Genomic DNA, 11,322 nt, shown 5'->3' on the forward strand with positions numbered 1-11,322 from the left:
GGGCGCCTGGCGCGGCGAGCGTGACACCCGGTTCATAGCGGCGTGCTGTATTTTACATGAGGTCGGTTCAACAGCCGACCTTTGCGGTCCGATTTCTGCCCACCAAAGCTTGCCGTGTGCAGCCGGCAAGCTATCCGTAAATTGTCTCACCACGTTCCAGCATGGCGATGAATTCTGCGATTTTGCGCATACGCGTTTGTGCCCGCTTAGCCGTGCTGATTCTATAGAGGATGGCGTATCGGTTCGCGCCCGCGAGCGTCGCGAAAAAGGCAGCAGCCTTCGTGTTCGCGTTGAGAGCGTCTTGCAGGTCGGGCGGCACCTCAGCCTTGCTGGCAGAGGCATAGGCGGCATCCCATCGTCCGTCGGCTCTCGCCGCTTCTACTTCTTCTATCCCGCGCGCAGCCATGAGGCCCTCCGCGATGAGGCTAAGTGCACGTGTTCGATTTGCCTGAGACCATTTGCTCCGAGGCTTGCGCGGCGTGAAACGGATCAGCCAACTGTGCTCGTCATACTTATCCAGTTGTCCGTCGATCCAACCGTGGCAGATGGCGGTGTCGATCGCTTCTGCCTTGGTTAAGGTGACAAGGCTCGACCCCCGCTTCGCAAACCGAAGCCATGCACCCTTGGCATCGGGTCCCTGACGCGACAGCCACTCGGCGAAATGCGTATCGGTTTCGAAAAGAAGGATTTGAAGACCGGATTTGGTACCACTCATATCACTATCCTAGGGCCCCCTAGTGGACTGAACAGGGTATGGGGTCGGCGGGAGAGCGCCACATGTGGAAACTGCGCACCAGCGTTCATACGCCTTGTTCTGGACAAGGGGATGACTGGCACGCCTAGAGCGCGCTTTAACGTCGTAGAGAAATTGCGCGCGCGTCACCGCCCAGATCCAGCGCCACGGATGTGATAGGCTCGCCCGCCGCCAGCTTGGAAGGCGGAACGGAAAGGCGCCTGTTGGCGACGCTGCGTGAAATTCATGCCGGCTTCCCGCCGAACGATGCGCCTAAATCGGAGTCTGGTCATGCCAAGGGCGTCGGGCCATTCCTCATGGTCGCGGTCATGCAGCATATCAAACATTAGCTCAGCAGCGCGGCTCTCGACATCAGCTCTGTCGCGAAGCGATGTTTTGATGCTCGGGCCTTGAGGTCTGGCGGGCACCCCGGTCATGTACTACTGTTCTCGTTATCGTTGGCTGGAACGTCACGATATATTTGTCGCGTTCGATGACTCCATCCAATTTCACCAATTCCGGGATAATATGTGAGCAAGCCTCCTAAATTGCCGAAGTACGAGCAGACGCTTTCAGCAGTTCTGTTGAGCGCCAAGGAAGCCGTGATACTGCCGATGCGGCCGAAGATGCGGGAGCATGACATTACCGAGCCGCAATGTCGGGTCATGCGGGTCATTAACGATCACGGCCCCACGGATGCGAGCCGGGTCGCTGAAATTGGTCAGTTGCACAAGCCCAGCGTCACCCGCATCCTGAAGGAACTCGAGGCGCGCAATCTTGTGGCGCGCGAGACGGACAACCGGCGCCGCGTTCTGGTGGCACTCACGCCCGACGGGCATGAACTCGTCAAGACGCTGACCTATGATGTCAGGCGGGTGATGGCGGAATATTCAGAGCGCTTTGGAGCGGAAAGGTTGGAGCGTCTCATCAACGAACTTCGGGCATTGACCGCGACGATCAGTGGCGTCGAGTAGCCCCTTGCCATGGCTCACCCGAAGCGATCCGCCCACGGTTTGGCGGATCGCTCCCGGCGCGCTGACTTAACGTAGCTGAAGAATTGCCTCGCGGGTGAACGGGGCAATCTCGCCGAACCGCCCTTCGCGGACCTTTTCTGAAATTTGCGGTTCGCTCAGGATCGCCCGGCCGATGGCCACAAGGTCGAACTCATCGCGCTCAAGGCGTTCGACCAGTTCCCGCAAAGTCGCCACGCCGGCCTCGGCAGTGTCCCCGTAGAAACTCTCTTCCAGCCCGATCGACCCGACCGTGATGCTGGGCTTGCCTGTCGCCTTTTTGGCCCATCCCGCCAGATTGAGATCGCTGTCGGGGAACGCTGGCGCGGTGAAATTGCGCTGGGAGCAATGGAAGATATCGACGCCTGCATCCGCGAGCGGTCCCAGCCAGTCCGTGACCTCGGACGGGCTGGAGACCAGCAGCGTGTCATAATCCTGGATCTTGTACTGAGAGACGCGCATGCCGAGCGGCATATCTGCAGGAATAGCCGAGCGGACGGCCTGGACGATCTCCACGGCAAAGCGCGCGCGTTCGGCCAGCGTGGGGCCACCCCAACGATCGTCCCGGCGGTTGGTGCCGGCCCAGAAGAACTGGTCGATCAGATAGCCATGCGCGGCATGCAGCTCGATGCCGTCGAAGCCAACGGCCTTTGCATCCGCGGCGGCGCGCGCGAAAGAGGCGATCGTATCGGCGATGTCGGACTCGGTCATCGCGTGGCCGAGCGGCTGGTCTGGCGCGGTGAGGCCGGAAGGCCCCTCGAAATTGTTCGGCCAGTCGGGCGCGCGTGGGTCCGGCAGGGCGCCGACATGCCACAACTGGCTCCACATCCGCCCGCCCGCGTCATGCACCTCTGCCAGCACCTTCCGCCAGCCCGCCAGCCCATCGCCATGGATGCTGGGAAGGTCGGCATTGTTGCGCGAGAGGGGGCGGTCGATGACCGTTCCCTCGCTGATCAGAAGACCTGTTCCGCCTTTCGCGCGCCGCCGATAATAGGCTGCGACCTCATCGGTCGGGATGCCACCGGGGCTTTTGGCGCGGGTCATCGGCGCCATGACCAGACGATTGGGCAGGGTCAGCCCGTTCACCTGCAAGGGCGCATAAAGAGGCGAAACATCAACGGTCATTCTTCAACTCCAGTTTGCCATCGACGCGATGGCTCGGGACAATGGCGTCCTCTACAGGCTGGCTCGCTGCGAGCGGATGCGGGTGCGACATGGCTGCCGCACCCGCATTCTGCCCGTACCGATGAGGCTCAGAACCTCTTCTTCACGGTCACGGCCCATTCCCGCGGACGGCCGGGCTGCGCGATGGAGAAGCCCGCCGCACCGCTCGACCGGTCGAAGCCGGTCAGCAGATAATATTTGTCGAACAGGTTCGTGACTTCAGCCGAGACGTCCAGGTCTCCATCTGCGTTGCTCCACGTCAGTCGGGCATTGGAGACGACGTAGCTGTCGATCAGGCTCGTCGGCAGATTGACGCCGAAGTAGATCTCGTCCTGGAACGAGGTGTCGATGCGCGGCGTCAGTGACCCCGCATCGCCAAGATCGATCTCATATTGCGCTCCGATGCTCCACTTCCAGCGTGGCGTATAGAGCGGATAATCGCCGAACTGCGGCCCGGCCGGGTTGCCCGGGCCACCGACCGTCGCCGTGCCGAAGGTGCGGAAACTGGTGTAACCGAAATCGACGAAGCTGACGGCGCCGTCGATCATCATGCCCTCGACCGGCCGTACCGACGCCTCGACCTCGAAGCCCTTCACATCGGCGTCGCCCGAGTTGGTGATGAGGTTGCAAGGCGAGCCCAGTGTAGCGCCCACGATGGCGATGCAGTTCGACAGGCTGAGCTGGATGTCGGAATATTTGGAGAAGAAGAAGGCCGCGTTGAGCCGTACCCGCCGGTCGAACAGGTCGCTCTTGAAGCCGAGTTCGTATGTCGTCTGCTTCTCCGGTCCGAAGGGCAGCACCTGCGCGAAGTTGAAGGGGCGGGGATTGATGCCGCCGCCCTTGATGCCTGTCGCCACCTGACCATAAATCGAAATGTCAGGCGTGATCTCATATTGCGCATTCAGGCGGTAATCGAAATTGGTGCTGATCGGGCCATCATAGATGCCCACGCGGCCATCCAGCGCACCGACCGCCGAGCCAGCGGGCAGGGGGCTGCCATCCGGCAGACGGCGACCGAATTCATAGCGCTTATACTCATCGGTATAGCGCAGGCCCGCCGACAGGGTCAGCCGATCGACTGGCTTCCATGCAAGGTGGAGAAACGCCGCCTTGGTGTTGGCATCGGTAGGATCGTTGTTGAAGAAGGCCGGATCGGTCGTGTAGCGAATATCGGAACCGGCGAGAATGCTCGAGAACTGCTTCATGTAGAAGCCGCCGACTGTATATTGGAGGGCATCCTCGAAGAACGATCCGTTGAGGCGCAGCTCTTGGGTGAACTGCCAGTAACGCAGCTTGCTGGTATTGTTCTGATGTGCGAGCGGCGAGAGGTCGTCGTCCGCATCCCATTTGGAATGATAGGCCCGGTAGGCCGTGATCGAGACCAGTTGCAGATCGTCCGACAGATCATATTCGATCTGCCCGGAGATGCCCCAACCCTCGTAGGTGAGCCGGCCATCATAATAAGTTCCGGCCCTCACGCCCCCGGTGTTCGCGAAGGCGCCCTGAGGGCCCGTCGAACTGTCCGGCGCGCCGATATAGGTGGCGTAATTGCAATAGTTGCCGCAGACGAAGCGGGCGTCATAAGGAATGACCCCGCCAAAGGGGTTGATATCCGTCGCGCCCCGCGGATTGCCGGGGAGCCGATCCGTGAAATTCGGGCTGCGCCGAACCCCGGCGATGCTCCGGTCCAGCAGGACGTTGCCGGCATTGACGCGGTCCTCATTGGTATAATCGACGGCGATATTGATATCGAGGTCGCTGCTCGGCTGAAAGCGCAGCTGGCCGCGCGCCGCCGTGTATCCCACACCGCCCTCGCGGCCGAGTTCGCAGTTGTCGGACGCCGTCATGCGCGGGATGCCGCCTGCAGGATTGATCGGAACCGTCGCGCCAGCATTATTGACGACCGTCGTCGGGCCGCCAGCGGGGAACAGGCAGCCAAAATCCAGCCGCTTGATATAGCCGTCTTGCTTCTTGGAAACGCCGGCGATCCGCGCGCTGATGGTATCGGTCAGCTTGAAGTCGGCCGATCCACGCAGGTCGATCCGGTTGCGGCTGCCATAGGTCGCGGCCACATAGCCGGTGTTCGATCCGGTCGGCCGCCTCGAGTAGAGCTTTACCGCGCCGCCGATCGAGTTCTTGCCGGCCAGCGTGCCCTGCGGGCCACGCAGGATCTCGACCCGGTCAAGATCGAGCAGGTCGAGGATGGAACCAGTCAGCGTCGCATAATAGACGTCGTCGACATACAGGCCCACGCCGGGTTCCAGCGCGGCGCTGAAGTCTTGCTGGCCGACGCCACGGATGTTCCCGACGAGCGAGGAGCCATAGGATGCGCCCTGCGGCTTGAGGGTGACCGAGGGCGCCTGATTGGCGACATCGGCGATGCTGGTCTGGCTGCGCGCTTCGAGCATCGCCCCGGATACAGCGGTGATGGCCAGCGGCGTGTCCTGCAGGTTCTGCTCACGAAACTGCGCGGTCACCATGATCGTCTCGACGTCTCGGGCCGTCGACGCGCTCTCGGCCTGACCGCTGGTCGAAGCCTGCGGTGTCTGCGCGCCAGCGGCGCTCGACAAGGCGATCCCCATCGCGAACAGACTGGTCCGGCAGACGATGCCCTTTCCTTTCTTGGTCATGCTCATCTCTCCTCTCGTTTTTCTTTTCGGTGCGGCCGCCCTTTGATCGGGCGGTCCTTTGGGCGGTCGTCTTTCTCAGCGCGACCGCCCAAAGTCGTTCTCAGGCGCGGGTTCGGCCCCGGCTCAGCTGAACCGCTGGTAGGAAATGTCGGTTTTGTCGGCCCGCCCACGCAGCGTTGCCGGGTTATTTTCGGAACCGAACGGCGTGCGCGGTCCGGTGTGGGTAAAGTCGAGAACGGCCCAGCGTTCCGCGATCTTCCATTCTCCCTCGCGGCGCTCGAAGCGGTGGACATAGCGCCCGAACATCTGGTTGAGCTGGGCGTCGGCATTGTGGATGGCATGGTAATAGGCCTCGCACCAGGCGGTGTCCCCATCCACTTCGATCGAGATATTCGTCACATGGTGCTGGGTGCCGCCCGGTGCGACCTGCGGCATGCGCTCGACCGCGGCTTTTGCGAAATCATGCGCCAGCCGGTCGTGCCCGGCATGATGATCGATGGCGTCGGAATGGAAGGCCGACATGATGAGGTCGACGTCGCAGCGATCGACACCGCGCCAATAGCGGCTGAGCACCTTGGTGATGAGACGCTCATCGATCATCTCCTGCAGACTGGATTCAGAATTCACGCAACCACTCCATTTCTAGAAAGCGCGGGCCAGAAATCCGGCGTCGCGCGCACGCCCCATCGCTTTCGCGCCTTCGCCTGAAGCCGCGCAGCAACGAATGATCAATGATGTCGACACTTGCCTTTCCGGTTCTCACCGCCTGTCACAGGGCCACACAGCTGGCCTTGCGTCTGCGCGCTCAGAGCGGACCGTCGCACGGCCTTACATCCTCCCTCATCCACAGCCCTCATGCTCGACTCGCTTTGCGGGCTTGGTGTTGAGTTAACATGATAACTGATAGACGGCAATATGATTGATCGCCATTGTCCGGGAGGCAGGATCGCCGGCCGATGTGATCTTAGCGTCCCCAAAGCTCTAACCGTCGAGATGTCATCGCGCCCGGACAATTGCGAGATTGCTAATTAAAATATTGATATATTTGGTTATAATTATCAGATTCTCGTTCTGTTGGTCGAAGCCTGTCTGTCCATGCGAGGCGGGCCCAGGCTTCCGCACTGCCACGCGCGATATCCGCTTGACACCTGAGGGCCTCAGCGACACATTGAATTAACGTGATAACTAAATTTCAGAAGGTAGCCTTGGCTTGGCTGCCTTTCAGGATGCTCGCGACACGACGAGCGCTGGTGCCGATGTGACAAGAGAGGATGCCGTGATGGCCAATATCGATTCCCCCGATCTTCAGGCGCGCCTCGAGCGCTTGCTCGACATGGAAGACATTCGCGAAGTCCTCCGCCGCTATACTCGCGGTCTCGACCGTCATGACGATGCGGTCATCGCCAGTGCTTTCTGGCCGGACGCGGAGATCAATTATCTCGACGATTTTTCGGGGCCGACAGACGCGTTCGTAGACTGGGGCAACCAGCGGCACGAAGAGCGTTATGTCTGCCACCAACATCACATCACCAATGTGAACATCGATCTCGACGGGGATCGGGCGCATGTCAGCAGCTATGTGATCTACATGCTGCGCCAGAAACAGGATCTGCAGAACATCGGCAGCGGCCGGTACATAGACCAGTTCGAGCGCCGCAATGGTGAGTGGCGGATTGCCCTGCGGGAATTCCTGCCGGAAATGGGCGTGACCGTTCCGACGGGCCCTCGTCGCGAACTCGCGAACCCGCCGGGCAATGGGCGGTGGGACAGGGACGATATTTCCTATCGCCGCCCGCTCATGCGGCGGGATTCATCCGGTTCAGCATAACCGTCTGAACCTGTCGTGCTGCTGAGAGCGCATCTTGCACGCGGCATCCGTCTGCGGCCATGATCGAGGCAGCCGCAAAACATCGGCTGTTGGAAAGCATAAGCGCGCGCGAGGGGAAGCAAGGCCATGTCCGGTCCGTCGACCACGCCAGATCGAGAGGGTGATATCATGCAGGCTGAAGGCCTTCCAAAGCCTGCAGGCAAGCCACAGTTCGGGCCTGGTTATCGCGCGTGGCTACTCGCCCTCACCATGGCTGTCAGTGCGTTCGGCTTCATTGACCGGGTCATCGTTGCCACGCTGGGCCAGGCGATCAAGGACGACCTGGGTCTCTCCGATTTCCAACTCGGCATCCTGAGCGGCCTCAGCTTCGCCATTCTCTACAGCACGATGGGATTGCCGATCGCGCGACTGGCCGAGCGCCGCAGCCGGATCAATATCATCTCCATATCGGTCGCCCTGTTTTCGGCCGCGACGGTGGCCTGCGGCATGGCTGCAAATTTCTGGCAACTCTTTTTGCTGCGCGTGGGGGTCGGCATCGGCGAGGCCGGCGTGCAGGCGCCCGCGGTTTCGCTCCTTGCGGACCATTTTCCCAAGGAGCGGCGAGGGGCCGTGATGACCGTCATGAAGCTCGGCAACCCGGTCGGTTCCGTGATCGGTGCGCTCACGGCGGGGTGGATAGGATCGACCTATGGCTGGCGCGCGGCGATCATCTGCATCGCAGCGCCCGGGCTCATCGTGGCGCTTCTCTTCCGACTGACACTGCGCGAGCCGCCACGCGGCCTGTCCGATCCGGATCTTGCAGAGGCAAAGAGCGAACCGCCACCGCTGCGGGCGGTGCTCAAGATGATGGCCGCCCGGCCCGAGTTTCGCCACATGCTGATCGGGTTGGCCCTTGTCACGCTCGGCATGTATGGCTCCGGTGCCTTTTATGCGCCCTTCTTCATGCGTGTGCATGATTTGAGTTTGAGCCAGGTTGGCGTGTTCTATGCCGTCCAGAGCGGCATCGCGGCGACGCTGGGCCTCGCCATCGCAGGATTCGGCGTGGATCTGATTTCGAGATGGGGCGCCCAATGGTATGCGCTGCTCCCCGCGCTCGGCGTGCTGATCGGCGCGCCGTTTACCCTGGCAGGCTACAGCGTGGCGCATCCCATGCTGGCGCTTGTTTTGCTCATCAGCGGCGCCGTTCTGGCCTTCTTTCACAATGTGCCGACGCTTGTCGCCTTCCAGAATATGGTAGGGCCGAGAATGCGCGCGACGGCGGCGTTCGTCTTCTTCTTTGTCACCACCTTGGTCGGGGTCGGCTTGGGGCCCGCGCTCATCGGCTTTATCAGCGATCTCTATGCCAACGCGCTCTTTGCGGATGGAAATTATGCTGCCTTGTGCGGCAGCAAAACCGTCTCCACGGTCGCCGCCGTGCAAAGCGCCTGCACCGCTGCCTCCACAAGCGGCATTCGTTATGCGCTTATGACAAGCGTTCTGCTGCCGCTTTGGTCTGCGCTCCACTTCTTCCTCGCGGCTCGGGCGATCCGGCAATCGGGCTCTTGAGTGGTAGTTTATGACGCCGTAGCCGATCGCCGCCTTCGACTCTTTCGGCCTGCATAGTTGCGGTCGGACTAGACGGGACAGTCGACCGGAACCGAGGGGCCGCTGGCCCGGCGTGGGCCGCTAAAGCGGTGCTGCGTCCATGGGGCATAACGAATCGTTGGTTATCGGCGCGGCGCGTCCCGACCCCGCTGCCGACCCGGTCGTTCGCGCGATTTTGGACACGCAGGTGGAAACGGCACGGCGATTTGCGCGTACGCAGGTGTCCAACTTCATGGCGCGCACCCAACAACTGCATAATGGGGATGGGGCGACCAACGCGCTTGGCGTCGGGCTTAGCCTGCGGGACCTGGCGTTCAACCAGCGTGCGCCCGACAATACCGTGCATGATGCCGCGACGTCGTTCGATGGCCGGCACCAGTCGATCCTCGGCCGCAGCGTCGATGGCACCTATGGCGATCCGACCCAGGCTCAGCTGAACCATCGCGCCGCGCAGCAGGCTGCCGGCCAGAGCGGTGAGGCCGCAGAGGCTGAATCGGAGGATGAAGGGGACGACACCGGCTCCGGCGAACGCGCCATCGGCTCGCTGGCGCTGTGGACCGGCGGTTCGATTGAAGTCGGTACGCTTGATCGCCAGTCCGGTCGCGCCAAGATCACCGTCTCCAGCGGTGGCCTTTCCGGTGGGGCGGACGTGCGGGTTGCGACATGGGCGACGGTTGGCCTGGGTCTCGGCTATGGAAGCGACGTCAGCCTGATCGATGGCGGGGCCGCGCGGGTGGAGAGCGAGACGGCCGTCGTTGCCGCTTATGGCAGCTTCGCCCCCGTCGACGGCACCTTCATCGACGCCATGATCGGCTATGGCAGCCTCGATTATCGCACCAGCCGGCTGGTGACGACGATCGATCGGGTCGCGCTCGGTAGCCGCGACGGTACAATGACGTCCGGCGCTGTCTCGGCCGGGATCGACGGCAGAAGGGTGCCCTGCGCTGGTCGGGCTATGGCCGTTTCGAATGGCTTGCCGGTAAGCTCGACGCCTATAGTGAAACCGGAGCCGATCGCTATGCGCTCCGCTTCGACCAGCGGAACATCCGTTCGCTCACCGGCGCACTCGGCGCGCGTCTGGAACTGCCGACGAAGGTGCGTTTCGGTCGGATGATCCCGCGCGTGGGTGCCGAGTGGCTTCATGAGTTCCAGGGCGCTGGCGTGCAGAGTCTGGATTATGCCGACTATACCGGCGCCGCGACCTACAGAATTCGCAGCACCGGCTGGCAGCGGGAGCAGTATCAGCTTCTGATCGGTAACCGGCTACTGCTGCCACAGTTCTGGACCGTGGATCTGGAGCTGGGGGTTCGGGGCGCTGCACGGGAGAATATGGGCCACATGCGCTTCCGCGTCAGCAAGGCATTCTGACGAGGGCGGCGGCCTATGGGACGGCTCCCTCACACGGACAAATCCTCTTGCACGCTGTACGGAAGCCGTCTGCCACGCTACCGGGCCGTGCGAGTAAAGGTGGCCGCGCAATACGCAGCGCCGGAATGGCCAGGTCGGATAAAGCCAGCGCTTGATCGCCAAGCATGTCCGCTAAAAGCACACTGGCTACCATTCGCGGGAGAAGAAATGATCGGGCAGGGCCCCCAAGCGACCGTCCAGCCTTTCGGACAACGCCCTTGCCGTGCTTTAATTTCGGCTTCTTAGGATCATCTACAATCGCTCTAGGGACATGGTTGTCTGCACTGCGTTTCTCAGCAAGATGGGAAAATCGGGATCTTCCAGAAAAATCGGCCCTGGACGATTGATCAAAGCATTGTTGAGAGTGCCTAAAAGGACCTGAACCGCGAATCTGATTGTCGGCTCGTGAACCGAGCTTTGGACAATGCTGGGTTCGACCTTGATCCTCTCTATCAAAAAATCTGCAAGCTCATGGCTGTTCCGCCGAAAGGGCTCCCAAGCTTCTGGTTCTTCGAGCGATACCTGGATGGCACTGCGCAGAAAAACGGCGTTGCCCATGTAAGCGCGGACCAAGCTGGCTATCATCTCATTCAACAGATCGTCGAACGGAACCTGACCGAGACGTTGGCGCGATTGCGCGCGGCTGCTTATTGCGTGCTTGACGATAAGCGCTTTGAAAAAAGCCTTTTTATCTGGAAAACGCGCGTAAAAGGCGCCGGTGGAGCAACCCGCTTCAGCGCAAATCCGCGCGACCGACAATTGATCGTAGCTCAGCCGCTTGGCGAGCGAAAGGCCGCTTTCAATAAGCATGTCCCGCATTTGCTTGCTGCGTTCCTGCTGCGCGGGAAACGCGCCCGCTCTATCAAGCCGTTCGTCCAAATCTTCTGACAAGTGAGCGCTCCATTCATGGGACAGTTGACATACAACCGAGCAGATCACAAAAGCCACAAAACATAATGCGAGTAT

The 11,322-nt window shown here is 61.3% G+C and carries 8 protein-coding genes and 1 pseudogene; 4 read left to right on the plus strand and 5 right to left on the minus strand.

The genetic code is table 11. The features are described from left to right. Positions 1–130: 130 nt before the first annotated feature. Positions 131–715: a YdeI/OmpD-associated family protein gene (locus M2332_RS12065; RefSeq protein ID WP_264574224.1), complete on the minus strand. Its 585-nt coding sequence runs from the start codon at positions 713–715 to the stop codon at positions 131–133. Positions 716–1,317: 602 nt separating this feature from the next. Here M2332_RS12065 and M2332_RS12070 point away from each other — a divergent pair. Further along, a complete protein-coding gene (locus tag M2332_RS12070) occupies positions 1,318–1,707 on the plus strand; it encodes a MarR family winged helix-turn-helix transcriptional regulator (RefSeq protein WP_264574225.1) in 390 nt (129 codons plus the stop codon). Between the two features lie 66 nt (positions 1,708–1,773). On the opposite strand, the gene M2332_RS12075 is transcribed toward M2332_RS12070, so the two are convergent. The 3 genes from M2332_RS12075 to M2332_RS12085 form a co-directional block, all read right to left on the minus strand. Then, positions 1,774–2,868, minus strand: coding sequence for an NADH:flavin oxidoreductase (locus M2332_RS12075; protein WP_264574226.1), 1,095 nt, complete (start codon positions 2,866–2,868; stop codon positions 1,774–1,776). Between the two features lie 128 nt (positions 2,869–2,996). Further along, positions 2,997–5,537 (minus strand): TonB-dependent receptor, encoded by a 2,541-nt coding sequence (locus M2332_RS12080; protein WP_264574227.1) that lies wholly within the window; start codon positions 5,535–5,537, stop codon positions 2,997–2,999. Positions 5,538–5,660: 123 nt separating this feature from the next. After that, positions 5,661–6,164: a nuclear transport factor 2 family protein gene (locus tag M2332_RS12085; protein WP_264574228.1), complete on the minus strand. Its 504-nt coding sequence runs from the start codon at positions 6,162–6,164 to the stop codon at positions 5,661–5,663. Between the two features lie 652 nt (positions 6,165–6,816). Between M2332_RS12085 and M2332_RS12090 the strand changes: the two genes are divergently transcribed. The 3 genes and pseudogenes from M2332_RS12090 (at position 6,817) to M2332_RS12100 (ending at position 10,317) form a co-directional block, all read left to right on the plus strand. After that, entirely contained in the window at positions 6,817–7,365 is a 549-nt protein-coding gene (locus tag M2332_RS12090; protein WP_264574229.1) for a nuclear transport factor 2 family protein, read from the plus strand. 249 nt (positions 7,366–7,614) lie between these two features. Beyond that, complete coding sequence (locus M2332_RS12095) at positions 7,615–8,910, plus strand: spinster family MFS transporter (protein WP_264574230.1); 1,296 nt, start codon at positions 7,615–7,617, stop codon at positions 8,908–8,910. A 271-nt stretch (positions 8,911–9,181) separates the two neighbouring features. Beyond that, positions 9,182–10,317 (plus strand): annotated as a pseudogene (locus tag M2332_RS12100) (autotransporter outer membrane beta-barrel domain-containing protein). A 291-nt stretch (positions 10,318–10,608) separates the two neighbouring features. On the opposite strand, the gene M2332_RS12105 reads toward M2332_RS12100, so the two are convergent. Beyond that, complete coding sequence (locus M2332_RS12105) at positions 10,609–11,247, minus strand: TetR/AcrR family transcriptional regulator (protein ID WP_264574231.1); 639 nt, start codon at positions 11,245–11,247, stop codon at positions 10,609–10,611. Positions 11,248–11,322 lie beyond the last annotated feature (75 nt).

Origin of the sequence: Sphingobium sp. B11D3A, assembly GCF_025961695.1 — a bacterium.
Classification (GTDB): domain Bacteria; phylum Pseudomonadota; class Alphaproteobacteria; order Sphingomonadales; family Sphingomonadaceae; genus Sphingobium.